This window comes from Hydrogenobacter thermophilus TK-6 (assembly GCF_000010785.1).
In the GTDB taxonomy this organism is placed as follows: domain Bacteria; phylum Aquificota; class Aquificia; order Aquificales; family Aquificaceae; genus Hydrogenobacter; species Hydrogenobacter thermophilus.
On sequence record NC_013799.1, the window covers coordinates 1221043 to 1246118 of the forward strand.

Sequence of the window (25076 nt, forward strand, 5' to 3'; positions counted from 1 at the left end):
GTTCCCCCTTTATAGACATTTATTCTCCATAAAAGGGAGTTTTGCAGGGTAGGGGACTATAGGCTCCCTACCAAACCGTTGGAGAATGTTCACCGCCCCAACTACATCAGCATCATTCTCATATCCACATCTGATGCAGTGAAACCATTCCCCATCACGGTTTGCACTGTCCACATAACCACACTGGGGACAGCTCCTGCTGGTGTTAAAAGCAGGAACTATGCGCCACTGGACTCCAGCTACCTCGCACAGCTCCCTTATTCGCTTTAAAACATAAGAATAAGTCCAATAGTTAAACCTCCTGTTAACCAACCTGCTCCATTTCCCCCTTTTTCCTCTCTTGAGATTTCTCAGGTTCTCTAAAACAGGACTAAAAGTCCCATCTATCGCTCGTTTCAAAATTCTGTTTATTTCAGTCTTCAGAAAATGCAAAGCTCTCTTAAACCTTTTACTTCCTTGTTTTTTGGGTAAAATCCTCTTTTCAATGATTTCTTTCACTTCTCTTCCAAAAACCTGCCCATCAGATAAAGTTAAAAGCTTTCTGTATCCAATATCAATTCCTTTTGGTTGTTTTTCCTTCAATTCAACTCTCTTTTTGAAAGTCAGCTTTAAGAACCACTTATTGTTTTTCTTTAACAACTCCACATCCGAAGCCATTTCCCATTCATCAAAGTATTTTTTTTGCATAATCATAGTTCTTAACTGGAAAATTAATCCATCTTTGACCTTCTGGGTCTCTAAGTCTAAACCAGAAATCAAATGAGTTTTCTCCCTTCTCAAATTTGTAAAATCTCTGATCCAGTTTGCTACTTACTCTTTTGATTTCAGGTTTGCTTATCTTTTTGCCTTTCTTTTTCTTTTCAAAGATACTTTTCAATATGTCAGTTGCCTGAGCTAAAGCACATCCCAGATATCTCTTTGATAACCAGGTATCATAAGGATAGTTTTTCACATCCTCATAGGTAGGAAACCTATCTTCTGTAAATCCCTTATCCGCAAAATATTGTAAAGCCTTTCTGTATTCTTCCCATAGACTATCAAGAAACTTTTTCTTACCAGTATTTGCAAATTCTAAACTGAATAATAAACTTCTTTTTATCTCCTGCACTCTCATCTCTCTGTCTATTTAACTATTTTCATCCTCATTTGTCAAGAAAGGACTATAAAATCAGTTATTAGTTTCAACACCTTCAGCCTTTGATGAGCTTCCTGAGTAAGTATCTGTCCCCCTCCAGCTTGGTTAAAACCGCCTCCACCCCGCCGATGACAAAACTCAGCCTCATCTTAACAGGCAGGTAGGTCTCCTCATCCAGCCACAGATACCACCTACCTTTGGGCTTTAAAAGTCCCTTAGTTTCTATGTTGGGAGAAACCTCAATCACCCTTGTGTTAAAGCCACCTACCTCCGTATCCGCATACTCCTCCTTTATTACCGAATATGGTAGTACATAATCCTTCTCATCGTAAAACATAAGCACTGTCCCGTAGCTTTTTATAGCAGAATCTCTGTAAAGCAATAGGCTTGCTGTGTATGGTTCCACATAGCCCGAGTACTTATAAACTTTCTCTTCGTTTCGTTCAATCTCATTGGTGAGCTTTTTGTACTTTACCTCCTTTACATATATCTTCCCATCCTTAAATCTATACTCCTGATATCTTTTGAACTCTCCCTCTTCCTGATAGTACTCAAACCTGACAGGACTTAAAGGATCTTTATCTATAGTTGCCTGTCCTCTGTTGTACACTCTTTTTACTAGCCTTCCCACATTTATGGTCCTTACAACACTTGACACTTTAAGGTTTTTCCCCTCATCTTTGTATGTTATACAGGTTTCTGCAACGGGCAAAAACAGAAAGTAAGCTTTATAACACGCGGTAAGGTGGTTTGCAAAGGAGAAAAGGGGCAAAAAGGTCAGAAGGAGTAGAGCCTTTTTAAGTCTTCCAGCCAAGACCTCATCTCCTCAGCCATAGAAGGGTGATTGTGCTTTATAGCTTTTTCTATGCCTTCCTCCAGAGCTTTCATAGCTTTCTCATACTGTCCCATCTCTTCATAGCACTTGGCAAGCACTTTGTAGCCTGCACCCTCGTCCTCTTTAAGCTGTAAGTATTCTTCCATGTGCTTGGCGGAATTTTCGTAGTTTTTCTTGTTGAAATACTCAAGGGCTAAGGAGTAGTGCACCATTGGATTGTTGGGACTTTTTTCAAGAAGGCTAAGAAAGTATTCAAGCCTGTCCATTGTTTTCTTCCCTCCTTAGCTTCTCGTAGGCGGATATTATGTATCCCAGGAAAGCGTTTTCTGGCTGCGCACCCACAAACTCCACAAGCCCTCTGTTTATCACTATCTTAGGCACACCCACCACCTGAAACCTCTCCGCAAGGTCAGGGTTTTCGCTGGCATCCACCACCAGAGCCTTAATGTAGTCGCTGGCAATGGCAAAGTTCATGGCGGTTATTGCCGCAGATGGACAGTATCCACACGAGGTTGTAACAAATACCATAATTTCCAAAGGCTTATCTATGCTCTTTAACATCTCAACGGTCTTTTCTGAAAGTCTGGGTGCTCTCTTGGACACCTGCACTATACCCTGCACCAACGTACTAAACTCAAGACCCGCAGGCAGTCCTATGTATCTGATGCCGTAGTCCTTTTCACCCTCTATAACTATGGTAGGCACCCTTTCAATAGCGTAAGCCTGCGCCACATCTCTTTCTATAAGCGGTGAATAAACCTCAAGCTCTATCTTTTCGGGTTCTATCTGTGAAACTTCCTTTAGTAGCTCTTCAGCTACCTGGCATGTTTCACATCCTATAGCCTGAGAGAAGAGTTTTAGCTTTACTTTGTTTTCAAGCTCTTTGGAGAGAATATCTCTTAGCTGTGATCTTACCTCAAGGCTGAGAAGCATCTTCACACCTCCTTAAGAATATAATTATATTCTTAAGTACCTTAATGCAAGTGCCAACAAAAAAAGTATAATTGCATTAAAATGATATTTGCAAGGAGGCGGGCGGATGAACCAGTTGGAGGTTTTCAAAAGTCAAGAGGCGGACAGGTGGTTTGAGAGAAACAGAGAAAGCTTAAAACCCAAAGACGATGTTATAGTATGGCTTTTGGATACATACGGGCTTTTAAACGAAAAGAGTAGTGTGCTTGAAGTGGGTGCTTCCAACGGCTACAGACTTGCAAGACTGCATGAAAAGTATGCCTGCAGATGTGTAGCAGTAGAACCTTCCCAAAAAGCTGTTGAAGATGGAAAAAAGAGCTTTCCTTTTTTGGAGTTTTACCCAACTACCGCTGAGGAGATGGATTTCTCAGAAGAGTTTGACCTCATTATAGTAAATAGTGTATTTCATTGGATAGACAGGAAGAATCTTTTTAAGGTTGTGGCAAACATAGATAAGGCTTTAAAGGAGGGTGGCGCATTGGTAATTGGTGACTTTCAGCTACCTGTGCTTTTGAAAAATCCTTACCATCATGTGCAGGAAGAGGTGTATACTTACAAACAGCCTTACAAAGAGATGTTTTTAAGCTCAGGACTTTACCTTGAACTTGCAAGTTTTTGTTATAACCATGATACTAAGGAGTTTAAGGAAATAAATCTGGCAAACCTCTTTTGCGTAAGCCTTTTAAGGAAACAGGAGCTTTATCTGAGACAGGATAAGGTATTATGAAGGTGGGGCTTGTAGTTCAGGCACGCAACGGTTCTACTCGCTTTCCTAAGAAGATGGTCTCAAACCTTAACGGTAAGAAGCTTTTAGAATGGGTACTTCTCAGAGCTGGGAGGGCAAAAGCTCAAGAGAAGGTGGTGGCTACCTCAAACCTTTCACAGGACGATATCATAGAGGAAACAGCCAAAGCCTTAGGCTGGAAGGTTCTAAGAGGGGATCCCTTTGATGTGCTAAGCAGGTACGCAAGAGCGGTTAGAGATTTCGGACTTGATTATGTGATAAGAATAACTGGAGACTGTCCACTTGTAGACCCAAAACTTGTGGATTTTGCCCTTGAAAAGACCTTGCAGGAAGACTCTGACTATACGATGCTTGCGGGGATCATAGACGGTTTTGACGTGGAGGTGATAAGAGGTGAGTGGATATTGAAAGCGGACCTATCAGCCAGACTGCCATCCGAAAGGGAGCATGTTAGTCCCTACATAAGAAAATCCCGAAAGGCTAAAAAGCTCTTCCTGAATTGTCATCAAGAGGACCTTTCTCAGATACACTTGAGCGTGGATTATCCAGAGGACCTTATGATTATAGAAAGACTATTGAGAGAACTCGGAAGGGAGGATTTTACCTATGAGGATGTGGTAAAACTTATAAAGGAAAAACCCCATCTCTTAGAGAGAGATAAAAAGATAGTCCCCAACGAAGGATACCTGAGGTCTATACAAGAGGATAGGGAGTTTGTGAAAGGTCTTAAGGGTAAGTCTCTAAGGTTAGAAGAGAGTTTGAAGCATTTTGAAAAAACTAAAAAACTCATTCCCAACTGCTCACAAACCTTCAGCAAATCTTACCTGCAGTTCTCTGTGGGTGCAAGCCCCCTGTTTGTGGAGGAGGCAAAAGGAGTTTATCTGAAGGATCTGGACGGAAACACTTACATAGACTATACCATGGGACTTGGAGCCTGCATCCTCGGTTATTCCTTTGAACCTGTGGTCAGTCAGGTAAAAAAGCAGCTGGAGAAAGGTATTGTTTATACTCTACCCCACAGACTTGAGGCACAGCTTGCAGAGCTTTTAACTCACATAATACCCTGCGCGCAGATGGTCCGATTTGGTAAAAATGGTTCGGATGTTACCTCTGCAGCGGTCAGAGTTGCCAGGGCATACACAGGCAGAGATATGATAGCGTGCTGTGGATACCATGGGTGGCAGGATTGGTACATAGGCACCACTACAAAGAGTATGGGCGTACCAGAGGCTGTTAAAAAACTCACCTTAACCTTTGAGTACAACAACCCGCAGAGTCTTGAGAGGCTCTTTGAGGAATATCCCCACCAAATAGCCTGCGTCATAATGGAACCTGTGGGCATAGAAGAACCCAAAGATAACTTTTTGCAAAAAGTTAGAGAAATTACCCACAAGCATGGCGCTTTACTGATATTTGATGAGGTAGTCACTGGCTTTAGATTCTCCCTTGGAGGTGCGCAGGATTACTTTGGAGTGGTGCCAGATCTTGCTTGCTTTGGCAAAGCGATGGGCAACGGCATGCCCATATCAGCATTAGTAGGAAGAGAGGATATTATGAAGCTTTTTGAAGATGTCTTCTTCTCCTTCACCTTTGGTGGCGAAACTGCCAGCATAGCAAGCAGCATAGCAGTTATAAATTACATGAGAGAGAATGAAGTAATAGCTTACCTTTGGGAGAAGGGACAAAAGGTGAGGGAAGGCATACTAAAACTTGTAGAGGAAAAGGAACTTGAGGATGTGGTGAAAGTCAAAGGTTATCCTGTCAGATTCGTAGTTGATTTTGCAGGTGAGGATGGCTTAAAACTCAAGACTCTCTTTCAACAGGAATGTGCCAAAAGGGGTGTGCTTTTTAGTGGTTCCCACAACATAAGCTACTCTCACAGAGATGAGCATATAGAAGAAACCCTACGAGTATACGATCAGGTTCTGGACATACTCAAGTATGCCCTTGAGTATGATATGGTGGATGAGCTTCTGGAAGGTGAGGTTATAAAACCAGTTTTTAGAAAGCCGTGATAAGGTTAAGGCTGATAAGAAAGGAAAAGTTAATCTGTCCAGAGTATCCGTGGGAGGGGGTGCATACATACCTGTATGGCTCGGTGATAAAGCTATCCACCGGCTACAGGATGTATTACCAGAGTTATTTGGACGGTATAGGTTTTTTTGTATGCCTTGCCGAATCTGAGGACGGCATTAATTGGAAAAAGCCCCTCATAAAACCTCTCAAAGAGGCGGTGCCTTATCTCTATCCTACTGTAGAAGTGGAGGGCAAAATATTAGACTTTTACCACAGCACCAAGTCTTTGGAATGTATGAGCAATGTGGTAGCAAACTATCACATCCATTCTGTCCTGCATAATCCAGAAGATGAATACCCTTACAAACTCTTTGGATACACCCAAGAAGGCTACTGCGTAGCTTTTTCAAAGGACGGGATAAATTTTATCCAGTACGAGGCAAATCCAGTAATACCCTTGCTCAAGTTTCCCAACAGAAAGACTAAAAAGGTCTGGTATAGCGATGTGGCGCCTGTTTTCTATGATAGAAAAAGAAGACTGTACAAAGCCATGGTGAAGACATACAAGATGGATGCTGAGGGAAGAACAAGAAGATGCGTTGGACTTTCTACATCTAAGGATTTTTTAAACTGGACAAAACCCAAAACCGTATGGATACCTTCGCAGGAGGAAGATAAGCTTGCTCAGAAATTGGGCTTTAACTGGGCGGACTTTTACGGGCTTTGTCCTTTCAATTACAAAGATTACTACCTTGGCTTACTCTGGCTTTTCTTTATAGACTACGAGTTTGAAAGGGGAACGCACGAAGGTAAGATAGGACTATACTTAGCATACAGCAAAGACAGCTTACACTGGCAAAGACTCTCTGACGAACCTCTAATACCTTTAGAAGACTGGCATAATGGTATGATAACCACGGCAAATCAGCCCATCATTGAAGGAAACAGGCTAAAGATATACTATTCTGGTGCCAACTTCACTCATGGATACGGAGAGTACGAAAAACCCTTTGATGAAAAAAAGCATAGAGCTTGCATAGGACTTGCGGAGTTTGAGATCCTTGAGGATTAAGTTCTTCACCGAAGGAGGTAAAGGTATAGGATTTGGTCATTTGATGCGCTGTCTTTCTCTCTGTCAAGCTTTTGAAGAGGTCTCTGGCGAATGCTTATTTGTGATAAGAGGCACAGAGGAAGTAAGGACAGCATTGAATAGACCTCTAAAACTCCTTGACTGGCTTGAAGATATAGAGCTTTTTGAAAGGGAGCTAAAGGATGCACACCTTATAGTGATAGATTCCTATCTTGCAAAGCCTGAGCATTATGAGATATCGTGTAAAAAGGCAGGCAGAAATCTCTTTATTGATGACTTTGGGAGGATGGCGTATCCATGTGGCTATGTGCTAAATGGTAGCGTATACGCAAAGGACCTGAACTATCCCCAGAGGCGAGATGTTGTATATCTCTTAGGAAGTGAGTATACTCCCCTGCGAAGAGCTTTTTGGGAGGTGCAGCAGAAGGAGATAAGGGAAAAGGTAGAGAAGGTTCTCATAACCTTTGGAGGTGATGATTCCAAAGGTATGACAAGAAAGGTGGTTAATGCTCTTGAAAGGGAGTTTCCGTACTTGGAAAAGCTGGTAGTTGTTGGTTCAAGCTATAAAAACAGAGAGGAGTTATACGCATTAGCTTCTGAGAAGGTAAAGATATACGAAAACCTACCTGCGGAAGGTATGAAAAACCTCATGTTGAAGGCAGATATAGCCATAAGCGCAGGAGGACAGACTACTTACGAGCTTGCCGCAGTTGGTGTGCCTTCTGTATTGGTAGCAGTAGCGGATAATCAGCTTTTAAACTGCAAGAGTTGGCATAAGGAAGGCTTTGCTCTCTATGCAGGCTGGTGGGAAGATGAGAACATAGAAGAGATGGTTTTGGCAGCAGTTGAAAAACTTCTTAAGCACCAACTCAGGCTTTTCTCCAGTACAGTTGGGAGAAGACTGGTGGATGGTCAGGGTGCAAGAAGGGTAGCCCATAAAATTAGTTAACATTCATCTACACTTTAACAAAAGACTTAAATTATTAAATATGGACAGGAAGGAGAAAATAGTTGAACTTATAAATCAGGGCTATGACAATGTAAAAGCTCTTTCACAATACTTTGGTGTTTCTCTCATGACTATTTACAGGGATGTGAGAGAGCTTGAAAAGGAGGGAAAGATAATAAGGAAGCACGGAGAGCTAAGATTGAGAACCCAAGAGGATTTAAAGGAGGAGAAGATAGATACATGCGCTTACTGTACAAAGGCTGTGGATAGAAGACTTGAATTTATATATCACCTTAAAAACAGAAAGGTAAAAGCATGCTGTGCTCACTGCGGTCTTTTGTTATACAAAGACATAAAGGAAGATGAGGTTGAGGCATGTATGACATGGGACTTTATAACAGGAAATCCCATAAGCTGCTACTCAGCTTGGTATGTAATAGGATCTTCTGCATTGCCCTGCTGTAGCCCCTCAGCCATAGCTTTTGCCAGCAGAGAGGATGCAGAAAAGTTTGCAAAGGGTTTTGGTGGTGTTGTAACGGACTTTGAGAAGGGTGTTGAGGGCATAAGGGAACTTATGAAAAGGGGACAGAGGGTGGATATAAAGCTATGAAAAAGCTATTTTTATACACTTGTTTTATCTTATTTGCTGGATGCGCACCTGCTCCCAAGCTGCTTCCTCTGGAGGACGGACTTAAGGTAAACAGAGAAAACTTTATGTCTGTATACGAAGGTGAACAAGTAAAGATACTTGTCAAAGCGCAGGCATGGAAGTATTCGCCCTCGGACCTCTCTTACTATGTCACGCCCCTGTACATGGAAGTGAAAAACCTATCACAGAAGAATATAAGTATAGATAGGCACGGTATATATCTTTTGGATGACAAAGGCAACCAATACAATGCCTTATCTCCCGGTGAAGTATCCTCCATGCTAAGCTACAGTGTGGGTTTTTCCCTTGGTATAGCATATTACTCCTCCCCCTACTGGTTTGGTTGGTATCCCTACTATCCTTACTATCCACCCACCTATCCGGATATACTTAATTACGCCTTCGTATACGGCACAGTGGAGCCCAAAGCTACCCTCAAAGGTTTCCTTTACTTTCAAAAGCTTCCCAAGGAAATCAAAAACGTAACATTGAAGATAACATACAGAGTTAACGGAGAGACTAAAAGCGTGAGCTTTCCCTTTGAGGTAAAAAACAAGTAACCTCTTGGAAAAATTCACTGGAGGGAGTATAATTTAGAGTGAGGAGGAAGATTATGACAAAAAAGTTATGTATTCTGCTCTCGTCCACAGTTATTTTAGCTGTTTCATCCTCATGCGGAGCGCCTTCCGCCAAATGTCCCAGCAAAGACGCTGTTAAAAATTCAGTGAAGGACCTCATACCACAGGACTTTACTGTGGAATCAGTCTCTGGAGTTAAAGAGATCAATGGACTGTGCGAAGTTGTTATTAAAGTAGGTGCGCAACCTCTGGTGTTTTATACCGATAGCACAGGTAATTATGTAGTGGCAGGCAACATCATAAGCCTGAAGGATAAGAAAAACTTAACCAGAGAAAGACAGCAGGAGTTTATGAAAGTATCCACAGACCAGCTTAAAGAGCTGGAAAAGCACGTAAACTTCACCTACGGGCAGGGCAAGAAGTTCATTTACTACATAACGGACCCAGACTGTCCCTTCTGTAAGAAAAGCGAACCCATAATAGAGGATTGGGCTAAAAAAGCAGGAGTGCAGATAAAAGTAATTCTCTTCCCTCTTCCTATACATCCACAAGCCTTTGGCAAATCTGTGGCTCTTGTGTGTGATAAGAAGGGATGGGAAGAACTGGTAAAGGGGTATGAGTCAAAAAATCAGTGCGATGAAGGTAAAAAGGCTATCACCGATAACCTTCAGTTTTTGAGTCAGCTAGGCGTAAATGGAACCCCTACCTTTGTGGGTATGAACGGCAAAATGCAATCGGGAGTACCTACGGAGGAGGACCTGAACAAGCTGATAAACTGATGTATGGAATGGTTAAAAGAGGAGCTTGATAGGATAAAGAAGGCAAGCCTTTATAGGAGCAGAAGTCTAAGGGAGGGTATCTTGGACTTTTGTTCCAACGACTATCTGGGTCTTAGGGATCACCCGGAGGTTATTGAGGTATCGTTGAGGGTTTTGAAAGATGGCGGTCTTGGCTCTGGAGCATCACAGTTAGTTTCTGGGTACACTAAATATCATAAAGCTTTGGAAGAAAAGCTGGCTGAGTTTAAGGGGACTGAGTGTTGCGTAGTTTTTGGCTCTGGATACCTTGCCAACCTGGGTGCCATATCTTCCCTTGTTAGGGAAGAAGATGCCATTTTTAGTGATGAACTAAATCACGCCAGCATCATAGATGCCTGCAGACTCTCTAAAGCCAGTGTTTTTGTTTTTAGACACAGAGACTACCATCATCTTGAAGAGCTTTTGCAAACGCACAGAAGGAGCTTTAGAAGATGTCTCATAGTTAGCGATACGGTTTTTAGTATGGATGGGGATGTGGCAAACATCAGCACTCTCAAAAGGATGGCAAAAGAATACGAGTGCATGCTTTATCTTGATGAGGCGCATGCAACGGGAACAATAGGAAAAAGTGGAAAAGGTGGTCTTGAAGAGTTTTCGGAAAGCTGGGAAGAGTTTATGATACTCATGGGGACTCTGTCAAAAGCTCTTGGCTCTTACGGTGCCTTTGTATGTGGCTCTAAAGCGCTTTGTGAGTATCTTGTAAACAAGGCAAGGAGTTTAATATTTTCCACTTCCTTACCTGCATGCCTGTGTGCAGGTGCGGAAAAGTCCCTTGAGGTCATAGAGAGAGAACCGTGGAGAGTAAAAAAGTTGAAAACTCTCTCAGAGCGCATGTTTGAGAACCTGAGGAGCTTTGGTTTTGATATAAGCTTTCACCAAACACCCATCATCCCCATAATGGTTTACGATGAGAAGAAAGCTTTAAGCATAAGAGATGCTCTTTTGGAAAGGGGTGTTTTTATTCAGGCTATAAGGCATCCCACTGTAGCGATTGGAAAGGCAAGGCTCAGACTTACTGCCAGCCTAAGATACTCGGAGGAGGACCTTGAGCTTCTCTTCTCATCAATAAAAAGCGTAGCTATAGCCTGCTGACGGACCTTTCTACCATATCCTTTATGATCTCTTTCTCCAAAGGAGAGCTTACCTTGGGAAGTATAGTTTCTAACACTGCACTTTTGGCGTTTTTGTATTTTTCTAACCTTCTTGCGCATCTTATGGTATCCCTTATGGAAAACACAAACTCAACAGGCTCTTCGGACTTTTGAGTTTGGTAAGCCCTGTAGGCGTTCCTTATGGCGTTAGCTATGGTCAATAGGTCAAAGATCATAAGCAGCTTCTCTTCCCTCTGTGGAGTGTAAAGCTTCTGTCCCAGCTCAGTTTTGACAGAATTTATCACATAGTACCAAAGATATGTAAACTCTTTACCCGATATATGCTCAAAGCCCTGCACATGATCCTTGAGTATAAGCGCTTCGTCTGGATAGTAAAAACCACCCTCTGCTTGGAAGGGGGGATAATCAATGTAGAGAATGTCAGCCCTTGACTTTATATCCTGAGGTAGCTCCGAAACTCCCAGATAGTTTTGGGGGTTCATACCACCCAAAAGTATCACATCCTTCCTTGCCTTTATCACCTCACCGGAGGAAAGCACCAAGTACCTTCTGTAGTCAAACAAGGGGTTAAACATCTTTACAAGAGATGCAGGTAGCGTGTTTATCTCATCAAAGTAAATGACTGCACCTGGTGTTTGCAAAGCCTTTACCAGGTCCGAATAAACCTTCCTGGTGCCCCTTTTGGGGTCAAATTCATACATGAAGGTTATGTCTTCCCTCTCCATCTTGGAATTGCAGGGAATGATGTAAAGGGGTCTTCCCGTCAGCGCAGAGAAGACCTCTACCAGAAAGTTCTTTCCTACACCTGCATCTCCCTCAAGGATGAGTATACCCTCTTTGTATATTAACTGCTCCTTTATCAGGGATGTGAGTTTTTCAAGGTTCTGAACAAACCAGGGTGTTTCTTCATAGGACACCACAAGTGGAAGTCTATACTCTTGATAGGAAAATAGCCCATTGAGGTGCCTCAGATAGGACTTTATCCACTTAGGTGGATGTTTTATCTCCTCAGCCTTAAGTATGTTGGAGTATCTTTTTGGTTCTCTAACTATTCCATCCGACCTTTCAAAGCTAATTTTAACATAAACCTGCCCATCTGCGCTGTACTTTTCCTCTGCTTGAAGCCTCCAAGGCAGTCTTCTTCTTTCACCGGAAAACTTCTCTATGCTTTCGCTACCAAATATAACATGCGAATCTTCAATAACTATCCTGTACCTTGATAACCTGCTCTCAAGAAGTTTCTCCTGAAAGAGTTTTACAAGCTCCTCCTGAGCTTTTGTCTGCATATCTCTGGGAAGTAGTAAAAAGAAAGCTCTTGCCTCTTTTACCTCATCTATACCTTCAATGGCTTTCAGGTCCATTTCCTGAATTTGGCTCAGGGCTTTTCTCACTCTCTCAAGATGCTCCTTGGTTTTTCTGTCAAAGTACTCTATTACCTGCTCTCTTAGATTTTCCAGGCTTTGCCTTTCTTCACCTTGCAAGGCTTTTATCCAGTCATCAATCTCCCTTAAGTCTTTATCCTCTATCTGATGGTTGGATAGCTTTTCTTTTAGGCGCTTAATAAACAGGTTTAGCTCCGCCTTCTTTATGTCTTCCTCAGCCTTGCTTATGATCTCTCTGACTTGTCTTATGGGTGCATCAAGGGAGAGGACCTCTCTGTATTCCTTTAGGTTTTCAAGGCTTTCACCATCTTTTAGAGAGGAGAGTCTCTTTTGGAGGTTTTTGTAAGAGTTTTCCGCATTCTTTATCATCTGCTTTATGCGGTCCTGCGTGTAATAAAATTCCGAAAGGTTGGAAGAGAGCTTTACAAGGTAATAAAGCCTCTTCTCTTCATCATCTTGGTAAGCACATGTGTATATGCTCCCGTCTGGGCTTACTCTTACCACCGAGTAGCCAAAACCCTCTAAGGTCTGAAGGTAAGACATGCTCTCAAGGTCCACTATGCCAAGCCTGTTATTCTCAGCATCAGCTATAAAGAGTATCCTCCCATCTTGGGATATGTCCAATTGGGAGGGGTTTATGGGAAGGTCCAGACTTGCCACCTGGGTGTGGCTATTAAGGTCATAAACTGCTATGCTGCTTTGGTAACCAAAGATGGCTAAGCTTCCCTTAAGACAGAGGGACCTTTTGGCAGGGTATGGCATAACCTTTAGCAAGTTCCCCCCTCTATCGTAGATGGCGACTGCATCACTGCCAGAGAGCAAGAGCTTACCATCCTCCAACACTTTTAGCACCTCAAGCTGACCTATGCCTGCATCTCTGTAGCTAAAGCTTCCTGTAAAATCTATGGTCTCCACGCTTAGATCTCCAACAAGCTCTATGGTGTATATCCTTTCACCTACAGTTCCAAAGGCTAATGTGCCTCTTTTGATGTCAAGCCCAGAAGATGGTCTTATACCTTCCTGCGAAAACTTTACACTCTTCCAAGTTTCTGGCCGTCTTTTGTCTGTCATATAATAAACCAGCAGATAGGGGGGTGTTAGAAGCGCCAAGTAGTTGCCCCTAAAGACTATGTCAGTGATTACTTGTGCGGGAGGTCTGGCTGGAAGTCTGTGGAGTTTCCCCTTCCAGTCATAAAACTGGATTATGCCGTGCCTTCTTCCCACCAAAAGCCAGTAGCCATCTTCGGATACTCCTATGGTCTCTATCCAGAACTCTTCTATACGAGCATCGCTGTCCCTCTCCAAGCTCTCATCTTTTTCAAGCACAATCTCTTTATCACCTACTATTACTTTTATCTCTTGCGTTGGCTTGCTCTTTTTTAGCTGAAAAAGTTTTTCAAAAAAGCTCATTCTTTAAATAATAATAGAAGCAGAGCATGAAGGAGTATGATACACATTATGAGAGTTTGGCTTAAGATAATAAATCATGATTAAAAGTTTATTGCTTAAACTTTGCCCCAACTGCGGAGGAGACATAACTGCAGAAAGACTCATAAAGGGACTTCCCTGTCAGAACTGTATGCCTGATGAAGATAAAAACTTATGCGAAGCACTAAAAGAGGGCAGTTTGAAGAAGCTCTGCACCGCTCTTGAGCAAGTGAGTGATTGGGAGAAGCTCTTTGAGAAGCACATAAAATCTAAACCTTGGAGTCTACAAGTCTCTTGGGCAAAGAGAGTACTTTTGGGAAGCTCCTTTGCTCTTTTGGCTCCAACCGGTATAGGTAAAACTTCCTTTGGAATATCCATGGCTCTTTACCTTGCCAGCAAGGGGAAAAAGTCTTACATAGTGCTTCCCACCAAGTTACTTGTAAAGCAGGTGAGCGCAAGGCTCAAAAAAATGGGCGCGGATAAAAAACTTCTTCTTGCTTTTGGTGATGAGGAAGGCAAAAAGAAGGAGGAAAACAAGGAAAGGCTAACAAAAGGGGAGTTTTTAATACTTGTAAGCACCTCCATGTTTCTCTACAAAAATTACCACCTTATACCTAGAGACATCTCCTTTGTGTTTGTGGACGATGTGGACTCCTTTTTAAAGACAGCCAAGAACATAGACAAGGCTCTTTACCTTCTTGGCTTTAAAGAGCAAGATGTGGAAAAAGCTATGAATCTGATAAGAATCAAGGAGAAGTTTAAAAAAACAGAGGAGGACTGGGAAAAGATAAGGGAGCTATCCAATGAAATAAAAAGCATTTCTGAAAAGGTAAAGGGAGTTTTGGTGGTGTCATCCGCCACATCTAACCCCAAATCCAGCAGAGTAAAGCTCTTTAGAGAGCTTCTTGGCTTTGAGATAGGAACGCCTACCTTTTACCTAAGAAACATAGTGGATGCTTATGCGGATTACCAAGAGCTCAGCCTTGCAGAGTGGATAAGAAAGTTAGGCAAAGGGGGGCTTGTTTTTGTATCCTCTGACAAAGGTAAAGAGGAGGTGGAAAAGCTAATAAGAGAGCTGGAAAAAGCTAATATAAGTGCTGTCTCTTACGAAGACATGGACGAAAGTAAGCTGTCTGATTACGAAAGGGGAAAGGTGGATGTGATTGTTGGTATAGCCTCTTACAGAAACCCTTTAGCAAGGGGCTTTGACATGCCTCATGTGGTGAGGTATGCCATATTTTATGGAGTTCCCAAGATAGTGCTATCTTTGCAGTTTGAGAAGAATCTCTCTCACTTGCTCTGGGCTCTGGCTTCCATAAGACCATATATAGCAAAACATATCAAGGATTATATAAATCGGGTGGATGACTGGATAGTCAGGCTAAAAAGGTATCAGTATATAAGCGACCAGTACATGGAAGATAAAAAGGACCTAAAAGAGAGGATAGAAAAGTTAAGAGAGGAGGTAAAGAATTTCCTTATGAAGGAGGAGGTCCTTCGCCTCCTTGAAACTTCTGAGGACATAACCTTGAGATTTAAAGACGGAGACTACCAGATGGTCCTTTCGGACGCGACGGGCTATATTCAGGCCAGCGGGAGAACTTCCAGAATGTTTGCCGGAGGCATTACCAAAGGACTTAGCATAACTTTAATTGACGATAAAAGGGCTTTTAACCACCTTAAGAAGAAAGTAAGGTGGTTTAGCGAGGATATAAACTTTGTCCCTGTATCTTCTGTGGACCTTGATAGCCTGCTTTCGCAGATAGAAGAGGACAGAAAGAAGGTTAAAAGGTATCTAAGCGGTGAGGCTGCAACGGAGCGTCCGGACCTTTTAAAGCCCGTACTTATAGTAGTTGAATCTCCCAACAAGGCAAAAACCATAGCTAACTTCTTTGGAAAGGCAGTAAGAAGGAGGATAGGACAGCACGAGGTCCTTGAGACCTCCCTTGAAGACAGATACCTCATGATCACTTCCTCCCTCGGACACATACTTGACCTCAACAAAGAAGCGGGTTTTCATGGTGTTTATGTAAATTCCCAAATCGTACCTGTTTACGAGAGCATAGAAGGAAAAGAAGAGGTCATAAATAGTCTCAGAAGGATGTCTGTTGAAGTCAGTGAGGTGCTTGTGGCAACCGACCCTGACACGGAAGGAGAAAAGATAGGCTGGGACATTATGGAACTTTTAAAGCCGTATGTGAAAGACATAAAGAGAATGGAGTTTCATGAAGTTACCAAAAAGGCTATAGTCAAAGCCATAAAGGAGCCAAGAGAGTTTAATGTCAATTTGGCAAAAGCCCAGGTGGTACGCAGAGTTGCAGACAGGTGGATAGGTTTTGAGTTTTCTCAGTATTTGCAGCAAGCCTTTGGCAAAAATTGGCTCTCGGCTGGCAGAGTTCAAACGCCAGTCCTTGGCTGGATCATAGAAAGAGAAAAAGAGTACAGGAAGAAGATATACAAGGTAGTAGTGAGGGTGGAAAAAGATGGCAAACTCTTCAGGGTAGAGTTTAGCTTTGAGAACAAAGAGGAGGCTCGGGAGTTTTATAACAAGCTCAATTACCTTGAGTTTGAAGTACTTGAAACTAAAGAAGAGTTTAAAAATCCACCGCCTCCATATACAACAGATAGCCTCCTCAAAGATGCCAGCGATAGATACAGGTTTTCACTTCCCAAAACTATGCAGTTGGCTCAAACCCTATTTGAGCTTGGATTTATCACATATCACAGGACGGATTCTACAAGAGTGTCGGACCAAGGAATAAGCGTTGCAAAAGAGTATATAAAAGAAGAACTCGGGGAGGCATACTCTCATCCGAGGACCTGGGCGGAAGGTGGAGCGCATGAATGCATAAGACCAACAAAGCCCTTGGATACAGAAGAGCTAAGGTCCATAGTGCTAAGTGGGCAAGTAGAGGGTATAGGTAAAGAGCACTTAATGCTCTATGAGCTTATCTTCAGAAGGTTTATGGCAAGTCAGACAAGACCTGTTAAGGTAAGAACCCTTGAGGTGCTAATAAGAGCACTCTCCTCTGAGCAAAGGCATACGCTGGTGGTGGATGTTCTTGAAGATGGCTGGGACAAGTTTCTCCATTTAGAAACCCATCCTACGCTGGAGGGTAAGGTTTATGTGGAGGATAAAAAGGAACTCAGAGAACTCCCAAAAGCCTTCCTTTACACCCATGGAGAGCTGGTTCAGGATATGAAGAAAAAGGGTATAGGAAGACCTTCCACATACGCCACCATAGTTGAAAAGCTTTTGGAGAGGGGGTACATTATAGAGAGAAAGGGATTTCTCATACCTACCAAGCTTGGCAAAGAGGTGTATGAATATCTGAGCAAAAGAGAAGAAATAAAAGGCTTTCTGTCAGAGGAGTATACAAGAGAGCTTGAAAACCTCATGGATATGGTGGAACAGGGAAGTGCAAATTATGAGAACATACTGAAAAATTTATACAGAAGTATAATGTTTTTAGAACCAGCTTTGGAGGTGGAAAGATGATCCTTCACCCGCTTTTTGCTTACACCACAATCCTCCTGTCGCTCATTGTTTTTGTGCTTTATGCCCTTAGTCTTACTCTGCTAAAAAACAGTCAAGCTTTCAGGTATGCCCTGGTTATGCACGGATTTCTTATACTTGTTTCACTGATAGCAGTTCTTGCCGGCTTTTCCGTATCAAATGTGCCTCTCGTCCAGTCAAAAGCTCCCGGTGTTTGGCTATTTCCCCACAAATGGAACGGCATCTTTCTGTTTGTATACACTCTTTTATCCTTTCTCCTTTTCTGGTTTAAAGGGGCTGATGTTGGCAGAAAAGGTATATATGTGAGTGTGCTTGGTATCCTTATAGTTATGTTTCAGCTCTTCACAGGATGGATGATAAGGCTTGTCTTTTTCTCCTGAAGGTAATAAATTGATAGGCTATGCTTGAAAGGTACAAACTTTTGAAGGAGTATGCAGGCCCCATAGACCTCAAGTACATGTCTTACCAAGAGCTTATAAACCTTGCGGAAGAAGTTAGGGACTATATATTAGAGGTTACCGCAAAGAACGGTGGACATGTAGCGCCGGGTCTTGGGGTTGTAGAGCTTACCATAGCTCTTTTGAGGGTTTTTGACCCTCCTTCGGATGTGATAGTCTGGGACATAGGTCATCAGGCATATCCTTGGAAGATCCTCACCGACAGAAAGGAAAAATTTCCTACTCTGAGACAGTACGGTGGTATATCAGGCTTTTTAAGAAGAGAAGAGAGCGTATACGATGCCTTCGGTGCAGGACACAGCTCCACCTCTATCTCTGCAGCTTTGGGCTTCAGAAAGGCTATGGACCTTCTTGATCAGAAAGGCTATGTGGTAGCTGTCATAGGTGATGGTGCTATGACCGCAGGTATGGCTTTTGAGGCACTTAACAACGCCGGACACCTAAGACCCAACCGCTTTATAGTTATTCTCAACGATAACGAAATGTCCATATCACCTAATGTAGGTGCCATATCCACTTATCTGAGTAAGATATTAAGCGGTAGGTTTGTTCAGGAAACAAGACAGAGGGTAAAGCGCCTTCTGGAGCACATAAGCGGTGTCTCCAGAATAGCCAAGCTAACTGAAGAATTTTTAAAGGGACTTATATCTCCCGGCATCATCTTTGAAGAGCTTGGCTTTAATTACATAGGACCTGTGAATGGTCATGACCTTCAGGCTCTTGAAAGAACGCTGGAAAACATAAAGAGCATAGAAGGTCCGGTTTTGCTCCATATATACACCAAGAAGGGCAAGGGCTACAAACCTGCGGAGAACGACCCTGTAACTTGGCACGGGGTTGCACCCTACAAGAGAGAGTCCGGTGAGTTTATAAAAAAGCCTTCGCCACCCACTTGGACTTCCATATTTGGCAAAGCTGTGGTGGAACTGGCTCAGATGTATCCTGACCTTGTGGTCATCACTCCAGCCATGAGAGAAGGCTCCGGACTTGTGGAGTTCAGTCAGAAGTTTCCCGAAAGGTTCTTTGATGTGGGTATAGCAGAGCAACACGCCTGCACCTTCGCAGGAGGACTCGCCGCGCAGGGACTAAAACCAATAGCAGCCTATTACTCCACTTTTCTGCAAAGAGCTTACGACCAGGTAATCCACGATATAGCTCTGCAGAATCTTCATGTGGTCTTTGCCATAGACAGGGGAGGTTTAGTGGGAGATGATGGTCCTACCCATCACGGAGTCTTTGATCTGTCTTATCTTAGGTGCATTCCCAATATGGTAGTGTCCGCTCCAAAGGACGAGCAGGAGCTCAGGGACCTTCTTTACACTGCCATAAACTCTCACGGTCCTTTTGCCATAAGGTATCCGAGAGGACCAGCTTACGGTGTGCCCACAGAAGGCTTTAAAGAGGTGCCAATAGGTAGCTGGGAGATGCTTGTGGAGGGCGAGGATGCCGTCATCCTTGCAGTTGGCTATACAGTATATCAGGCGCTTAAGGCTTCGGAAATGCTAAAGGAGGAAGGCATAAAGGTGGGTGTAGTTAATGCAAGGTTTGTAAAACCTATGGATGATAGCATGCTTGCGCATTTGTGCAAAACCTATCCAGTTTTTATAACTGTGGAGGACAATGTTATAGTCGGGGGGTTTGGTGCGGGGGTGTTGGAGTGGCTGTCCCAAAAAGGCATTCTCAAAAGAGTTCTCACCATAGGTGTGCCAGATAGATTTATTGAGCATGGAAACCAGAACCTGCTAAGAAGCTTGGTGGGTATAGATGGTGAAGGTATAGCCAACAGAGTAAGGGAGTTTCTAAGGCCCTTAAAAAGTTCAGAGCTTCACATCCTTTAGCCAGTCCCAGTTTTTTAAAGTCCACTCTACGGTTCTCTTTATGCCTTCCTCAAGACTTACCTTTGGCTTCCAGCCCAGCATCTTTTGAGCTTTTTCTATGTCTGCCCATGTTGCCCTCATATCCGCCTTGTGAAATTCTCTGTACTCCACCTTTGCCTTTTTGCCCGTGTACTTTTCTATAAGCTCAATCACATAAGATAGCTGGTGAGGGTTGTTGTTTCCAAGATTGAATATTTCATATCCCTTTGAGTTGAGTGCCAGGAGCGTACCTTCCGCTATATCGTCTATGTAAGTAAAATCTCTACTCTGAGTTCCATCACCGAATATCTCCAGGGGTTTCCCTTCCAGCACCCACTTTATAAACCTAAACACGCTCATGTCAGGTCTTCCTGCAGGGCCGTAAACGGTAAAGTAGCGCACTATCAGCACATCAATGCCATAAAGGTAGTGGTAAGTGTAAGCTATAACCTCAGCGGATTTTTTTGAGGCAGCGTAGGGAGATATAGGGAAGTTTACCGGAAGCTCCTCTTTGAAGGGCATAGACTGTCCAGCATACAAAGACGAAGTGGAAGCAAGTAAAAACTTCTTTACACCAAATTCTTTGCAAAGCTCAAGGAGGTTAAGCGTTCCCATAGCGTTGGTGCTCATATAAATAAAGGGGTTTTCCATAGAGTATCTAACGCCGGCTCTTGCAGCCTCGTTTATAACGGCATCAAAGGAGTGAGCCTTAAAAACTTCCCTCAGAGAGCAAAAATCCTCTATGTCAAGCTGGTAGAAGGTGAAGTTTTTGTATTTTTTTAAGAGGTTTAATCTGTAGTTTTTTAGTTTCACATCATAGTAATCGTTTAAGTTATCTACGCCAACTATCTGAATGCCCTTCTCCAAGAGCTTTTCCGATACCTTCCAGCCTATGAACCCCGCACAACCTGTGACTAAAAAGCTCTGCATTATAATCATTTTAGCATGCATCACCTATACCCCGATGATGTACTTTCTTTACTAAAGACCAGCTTTTTGGGACTGAGTGAGGAAGAAGCAAAGAGGAGATACCAGCAGTACGGAGCCAACCAGCTGACTGAAGAGGAAGAAAGTAAGTGGAGAGTACTTCTCAGGCAATTCACCAGTCCCTTTATAGTTATCCTGATGGTGGCGGGTCTTGTGGCTGTCTTTTTTGGGGACCTTGCGGATGGGATGGTGGTTTATGGGCTTGTAATTGCCAACGGTCTTATAGGCTTTTATCAGGAACTTAAGGCTATTGCATCCATAAAAGCTCTGAAAATGGTAAGCGCTCCAAGTATTAGAGTGATAAGAGATGGGAAAGAGAAGGAGGTAGAAGCCAAATATCTGGTGCCCGGTGATATAGTTCTTCTCTCAGAAGGTGATATGGTTCCTGCTGACATAAGGTTGCTGGAGTCAAGTGGGGTAGTTGTAGATGAAGCTTTGCTTACAGGTGAGTCTTTACCTGTAGAAAAACTTTCCCATGCTGTGCTTGCAGAAGACACACCTCTATATGCCAGGTCCAACTGTCTCTATAGAGGAACCACCCTGCTGAGAGGAAAAGCTGTTGGTGTTGTCTTTGCAACTGGTGATAACACCGAAATTGGTAAGATAGCAAAGAGGATGAAAGAAAAGTCTCCAGAAAGCCCGCTTACAAGAGCTTTGGGGGAGTTTGGCAAAAAGTGGGTGTTGGCACTTCTGGTAATTTTAATCTTTCTTGTAGTGGTAGGCGTGCTTCAGGGGAGGGATATAAAAGATTTGGTATTTTTTGCTATAGCACAGCTGGTTTCTGCAGTTCCAGAAGGTCTTCCCATAGTAGTTACTATAGCCTTGGTAGTGGGTGCCATCAGACTATCCAGAGAGAAGGTTCTTGTAAAACACCTTCCTGCGGTAGAAACTCTTGGAAGCGCTACATACATATGCTCCGATAAAACTGGAACATTAACTGTTGGAAGATTAAGAGTGGAGGAGTTTATAAGCTATGATAGGTCAAAGCTCTTTCTTGGGGCTACTTTGTGCAACGATGCGGAAAAAGACAGAGGCGATCCCTTAGAGATAGCTCTTCTTGAGTGGCTGGATAAAGAGAGGGTAAACTGGGCTTTTTTGAGAGAAGCTTATAAAAGGGTTTGGGAGCACCCCTTTGATGTAAAGAGGAGATTGATGGCTGTGGTGGTATCTACAGGTGAAAGCTTGGACTTTTACATAAAGGGCGCTCTGGAGAGCTTATCTTTAATGTGTGAAAGAGATTGTCCTCAGGAAATATACAAAGCTCACGACAGTATGGCGCAGAAGGGTCTTAGAGTCTTAGCCTTTGGATATGCAAAACTCAGCAAGGTCCCGGAAAGTTTGGAAGAGGTCAAGATAAAGATAGTGGGGCTTGTAGGATTTTTAGACCCACCTAAGGAAGGTGCAAAAGAGGCAGTAGAAACAGCTCATAAGGCAGGCATAAGAGTCATAATGATCACGGGGGACAACCTCCTTACCGCTAAAACTATAGCAAGTAAGGTGAGCATCTACCGAGAGGGAGACATAGCTATTGAGGGCAAGGATCTGGAAAAGTTTAGCGATGAAGAGCTTTACCATCTTTTGAAGAGAGTCTCGGTGGTAGCTCGTGCAACTCCCGAGGATAAGTATCGCATAGTGAGGGTGCTTCAGGCAAAGGGAGAGGTGGTGGCTGTAACTGGTGATGGTGTCAACGATGTGCCAGCTCTTAAGGTGGCGGACCTGGGCATAGCTATGGGTTCAGGCTCTCAGGCTGCAAAGGATGCATCAAAGATGATCTTGTTGGACAACAACATAGCAATAATAGTGAACGCAGTAAAGAGGGGAAGGCTTATAGCAAAAAACATATCTAAGGTGATAAGGTATCTGCTATCCACCAACGCTTTTGAGATGATTTACAATTCCCTTGCCATACTGAGCGGTTTCCCATTGCCTTTCTATGCTACTCAGATACTGTGGATAAACCTCGTAACTGACGGCATGCAGGACAAAGCCTATCCTTTTACCAAGTACGAAGGTGATCCCATGAAGGAAAAACCAAAGAGTCCCGAGAAGGTTTTTGTGGGGAGAAGCCAGGTTTTTAATGTGGCGTACAACGGGCTTATAATGGGTATATGCCACTACTTTTTGTTTAAGTATCTTCTAACCATCTATCCTTACCAAATAGCCCTAACAATTAGTTTCACATCAGCGGTAATAAGCCAGTGGGCTGTAGGCATTCAGGAGATAGGGGAAAAGCCCTTCTTTAAAAATCCCTTAGAGTACCTCCAACTAAACCTTTACATTTACTTAGGCATATTCTTAGGCTTGATGCTCCAGCTTACAGCCATCTACCTAATCCCTCACTACTTACATGCAATAAGCTTGTCCTTAGAACACCTTCCTTATGCACTTCTGTGTCCGCTGCTTACCTTCTTGGGCGTGGAGTTAAGAAAGTGGATAGCATATATTTTATACCATGAGAACGCTTAATAAGGAAGAGCTAAAGGAGCTGTACGATAAGGATTTTCCCCTTTGGGTTGAGATAAACCTGCAGCTTCTTAAGGAGAAAGCTTATGACCTTGTAGACTGGGAGAACCTCTTAGAGGAGATAGAGGATATGGGAAGGTCTGACCTTAAAGAGTGCATAAGCCACTTGGCGGTTATTTTAGAATATCTTTACAAGTGGGATAACTTCAAAAACTTGGCAGGTAGTGAGTCCGCTGGCAAAAGCTGGTTTAGGAGTGTGGAAAATGCAAGAATGGAAATCTTAGATATACTTGATATGTATCCCAGTTTAAGAAAAAAATTACCTTCTGAATTGGCTATAGCGTGGAAGCGTGCCAGAAGAAGGCTTGAGTATTGGCTTAAAGATAACGACTACGACCCTGAAAAGTTTAACATTCCTGAAAAATGCCCTCACACTTACCAAGAAGCCATGAGTAGAGATTTAAGAAAGGAGCTAAAACCATAACAACGCCCTTTTTTTAGCTTTGAGGTTTATATTTATAAAAAATGTCCAGCAGAGAGGAAATCCTCAGAAAAATAGATATAGTGGAGGTCATATCCTCTTACATAGACCTTAAGAAGGTAGGGAGCAATTACAGTGCCAGGTGTCCTTTCCATCCGGATGACACACCATCATTTTTCGTATCCCCCAGCAGAGGCATTTTTAAGTGTTTTGGTTGCGGTGTAGGTGGTGATGCCATAAAGTTCGTTGCCCTTTACGAAAACATAAGTTATTCGGAAGCTCTCATAAAGCTTGCCAAAAGGTACGGCATACCCCTTAAGATAAGGGAGGACAGAAAGGACTCAAAGGTAATACGCATACTTGAGCTGGTGGCAGATTACTATCACAATGCTCTCAAAAAAAGTCCTCATGCGGTAGACTACCTAAAAAGCAGAGGCGTTTCTTCAAGAAGCATTCAAAAGTTTAGGCTGGGTTTCTCCCCTTCCTCTGAGGAGCTGGTAAATTTCCTCAGAAAAGAAGGGCTGATAGATGCTTACGAAAAAACTGGCAACTTGGTAAAGATAGATGAAGGTATTTACAGGGATCTCTTTACAGGAAGGGTAGTAATACCCATAAGGGATGAGAGGGGAAGATGCATAGCCTTTGGTGGAAGAGTTCTTTACGAAGGAAAGCCTAAATACATAAACTCCCCAGAGAGTGAGTTTTTTAAAAAGAGGGAGGTTATGTTTGGACTTTACGAAGGCAAAGAACACATAAAAGATATGGGCTTTGCCATAATAGTTGAGGGTTACTTTGATGTTATAAGCATGCACGATGAGGGCTACAAAAACACCGTTGCACCTCTTGGCACCTCTTTTGGTGAGGAGCATGCCAAGCTTCTCTCCAGATACACAAAAGATGTGATTCTTTTATTTGACGGTGATAGTGCGGGGAAGAGAGCCATAAGACAGACAGCACCCTATTTGCTTTCACAGGATATTAAGGTGAGAGTGGCATACCTCCCCGAAGGTGAGGATCCCGACACACTGGTAAAAAGAGATAAAGAGCTTTTGCGTTTGCTTCTTGAAGGAGCAAAGGACATATTTGAGCTATTTATAAAAATGCTCAGGGAAGGTCAGAAGGAGGCTCTTAAGGACCTTGTATACTTTGCCGGCTTTGTCAAAAATAAGGTGTATCAGCATGATATTCTGAGAGAAGCAAGCCAAGTAAGTGGATTTGCGCTCAGCGCTTTATACGACCAACTGCCTAAGGTTCAGAGGAAGGAAGAAAAAGAAGAGGATGAAAAACTGACCTATGCGGAGAGGATTTTTCTGCTTGGCCTTATGAAGTTGGGAAAGGAAGAATATCTTAAGGATGTTCTGCTCTCACCCAATGCCATGAGGATAGCCGAACACATACTCTCTGGAGATTATCACTTGGTACCAGAAAGTGTCAAGAATGCCAAGGTTTACGACCTTGAGTCTGCATTTCTGGCAAGCTGTGAGATGCTAAAAATAGGGAAAGAGGAGTTTAAGGAAGGTGTAAAGAGTATAAAAGATATGAGGGAAGAAAAGAGTCAGCAGGTTGTGAGGTTCAGAAAGCGGATTTGAATTATATTTAAACTCC

General features: G+C 42.9%; 21 protein-coding genes. 14 read left to right on the forward strand and 7 right to left on the reverse strand.

What is annotated here, in order from left to right; genetic code table 11:
* Window positions 1–9: 9 nt before the first annotated feature.
* From HTH_RS10095 to pdo, 5 genes are all read right to left on the reverse strand, one after another.
* Window positions 10–687: a transposase gene (locus tag HTH_RS10095; RefSeq protein ID WP_232500418.1), complete on the reverse strand. Its 678-nt coding sequence runs from the start codon at window positions 685–687 to the stop codon at window positions 10–12.
* Window positions 668–1114 (reverse strand): hypothetical protein, encoded by a 447-nt coding sequence (locus HTH_RS10100; protein ID WP_014462626.1) that lies wholly within the window; start codon window positions 1112–1114, stop codon window positions 668–670. The genes HTH_RS10095 and HTH_RS10100 overlap by 20 nt, the downstream gene beginning before the upstream one ends.
* Window positions 1115–1190: 76 nt before the next feature.
* On the reverse strand, window positions 1191–1949 hold the full coding sequence (locus HTH_RS06775; protein WP_012963973.1) for a DUF3108 domain-containing protein: 759 nt from the start codon (window positions 1947–1949) through the stop codon (window positions 1191–1193).
* Window positions 1913–2236, reverse strand: coding sequence for a tetratricopeptide repeat protein (locus tag HTH_RS06780; RefSeq protein ID WP_012963974.1), 324 nt, complete (start codon window positions 2234–2236; stop codon window positions 1913–1915). The genes HTH_RS06775 and HTH_RS06780 overlap by 37 nt, the downstream gene beginning before the upstream one ends.
* Entirely contained in the window at window positions 2223–2903 is a 681-nt protein-coding gene (pdo, locus tag HTH_RS06785; RefSeq protein WP_012963975.1) for a protein disulfide oxidoreductase, read from the reverse strand. The genes HTH_RS06780 and pdo overlap by 14 nt, the downstream gene beginning before the upstream one ends.
* A 106-nt stretch (window positions 2904–3009) precedes the next feature.
* On the opposite strand from pdo, the gene HTH_RS06790 reads away from it, so the two are divergent.
* Genes HTH_RS06790 through bioF form a run of 8 tightly spaced genes read left to right on the forward strand, consistent with a single transcriptional unit; the run spans window position 3010 to window position 10879 of the window.
* Window positions 3010–3669 (forward strand): class I SAM-dependent methyltransferase, encoded by a 660-nt coding sequence (locus HTH_RS06790; RefSeq protein ID WP_012963976.1) that lies wholly within the window; start codon window positions 3010–3012, stop codon window positions 3667–3669.
* The gene (locus HTH_RS06795) at window positions 3666–5702 is read left to right on the forward strand and encodes an aminotransferase class III-fold pyridoxal phosphate-dependent enzyme (protein WP_012963977.1); all 2037 of its coding nucleotides are present in this window, start codon (window positions 3666–3668) and stop codon (window positions 5700–5702) included. Before HTH_RS06790 ends, HTH_RS06795 begins: the two co-directional genes overlap by 4 nt.
* Window positions 5699–6775, forward strand: a complete 1077-nt coding sequence (locus HTH_RS06800) for a hypothetical protein (RefSeq protein ID WP_012963978.1) — start codon at window positions 5699–5701, stop codon at window positions 6773–6775. The genes HTH_RS06795 and HTH_RS06800 overlap by 4 nt, the downstream gene beginning before the upstream one ends.
* Window positions 6765–7742, forward strand: a complete 978-nt coding sequence (gene pseG, locus HTH_RS06805; protein WP_012963979.1) for a UDP-2,4-diacetamido-2,4,6-trideoxy-beta-L-altropyranose hydrolase — start codon at window positions 6765–6767, stop codon at window positions 7740–7742. Before HTH_RS06800 ends, pseG begins: the two co-directional genes overlap by 11 nt.
* 40 nt (window positions 7743–7782) lie before the next feature.
* Window positions 7783–8352 (forward strand): DeoR family transcriptional regulator, encoded by a 570-nt coding sequence (locus HTH_RS06810; RefSeq protein ID WP_012963980.1) that lies wholly within the window; start codon window positions 7783–7785, stop codon window positions 8350–8352.
* Window positions 8349–8951: a hypothetical protein gene (locus HTH_RS06815; RefSeq protein ID WP_012963981.1), complete on the forward strand. Its 603-nt coding sequence runs from the start codon at window positions 8349–8351 to the stop codon at window positions 8949–8951. Before HTH_RS06810 ends, HTH_RS06815 begins: the two co-directional genes overlap by 4 nt.
* A gap of 53 nt (window positions 8952–9004) precedes the next feature.
* Window positions 9005–9748: a DsbC family protein gene (locus HTH_RS06820; protein ID WP_012963982.1), complete on the forward strand. Its 744-nt coding sequence runs from the start codon at window positions 9005–9007 to the stop codon at window positions 9746–9748.
* A 3-nt stretch (window positions 9749–9751) separates the two neighbouring features.
* Window positions 9752–10879: an 8-amino-7-oxononanoate synthase gene (gene bioF / locus HTH_RS06825; protein WP_012963983.1), complete on the forward strand. Its 1128-nt coding sequence runs from the start codon at window positions 9752–9754 to the stop codon at window positions 10877–10879.
* Here the strand turns inward: bioF and HTH_RS06830 are convergent.
* Window positions 10866–13691 (reverse strand): AAA family ATPase, encoded by a 2826-nt coding sequence (locus HTH_RS06830; protein ID WP_012963984.1) that lies wholly within the window; start codon window positions 13689–13691, stop codon window positions 10866–10868. The two genes, bioF and HTH_RS06830, sit on opposite strands and share 14 nt — an antisense overlap.
* Window positions 13692–13767: 76 nt before the next feature.
* On the opposite strand from HTH_RS06830, the gene rgy reads away from it, so the two are divergent.
* Genes rgy through dxs form a run of 3 tightly spaced genes read left to right on the forward strand, consistent with a single transcriptional unit; the run spans window position 13768 to window position 19522 of the window.
* A complete protein-coding gene (gene rgy, locus HTH_RS06835) occupies window positions 13768–17208 on the forward strand; it encodes a reverse gyrase (RefSeq protein ID WP_012963985.1) in 3441 nt (1146 codons plus the stop codon).
* A complete protein-coding gene (locus HTH_RS06840; protein ID WP_012963986.1) occupies window positions 17205–17606 on the forward strand; it encodes a hypothetical protein in 402 nt (133 codons plus the stop codon). The genes rgy and HTH_RS06840 overlap by 4 nt, the downstream gene beginning before the upstream one ends.
* Before the next feature lie 20 nt (window positions 17607–17626).
* Window positions 17627–19522 carry a 1-deoxy-D-xylulose-5-phosphate synthase gene (gene dxs / locus HTH_RS06845; protein WP_012963987.1) on the forward strand — a complete coding sequence of 632 codons (1896 nt, stop codon included), beginning with the start codon at window positions 17627–17629 and terminating at the stop codon, window positions 19520–19522.
* Here dxs and HTH_RS06850 read toward each other — a convergent pair.
* A complete protein-coding gene (locus HTH_RS06850; RefSeq protein WP_012963988.1) occupies window positions 19502–20470 on the reverse strand; it encodes a GDP-mannose 4,6-dehydratase in 969 nt (322 codons plus the stop codon). The two genes, dxs and HTH_RS06850, sit on opposite strands and share 21 nt — an antisense overlap.
* A gap of 15 nt (window positions 20471–20485) precedes the next feature.
* Between HTH_RS06850 and HTH_RS06855 the strand changes: the two genes are divergently transcribed.
* The 3 genes from HTH_RS06855 to dnaG are packed head-to-tail and all read left to right on the forward strand — an operon-like array spanning window position 20486 to window position 25060.
* Complete coding sequence (locus HTH_RS06855) at window positions 20486–22993, forward strand: cation-translocating P-type ATPase (protein WP_012963989.1); 2508 nt, start codon at window positions 20486–20488, stop codon at window positions 22991–22993.
* On the forward strand, window positions 22980–23474 hold the full coding sequence (locus HTH_RS06860) for a DUF29 domain-containing protein (RefSeq protein WP_012963990.1): 495 nt from the start codon (window positions 22980–22982) through the stop codon (window positions 23472–23474). The genes HTH_RS06855 and HTH_RS06860 overlap by 14 nt, the downstream gene beginning before the upstream one ends.
* Window positions 23475–23515: 41 nt before the next feature.
* Window positions 23516–25060, forward strand: coding sequence for a DNA primase (dnaG, locus tag HTH_RS06865; RefSeq protein WP_012963991.1), 1545 nt, complete (start codon window positions 23516–23518; stop codon window positions 25058–25060).
* Window positions 25061–25076 lie beyond the last annotated feature (16 nt).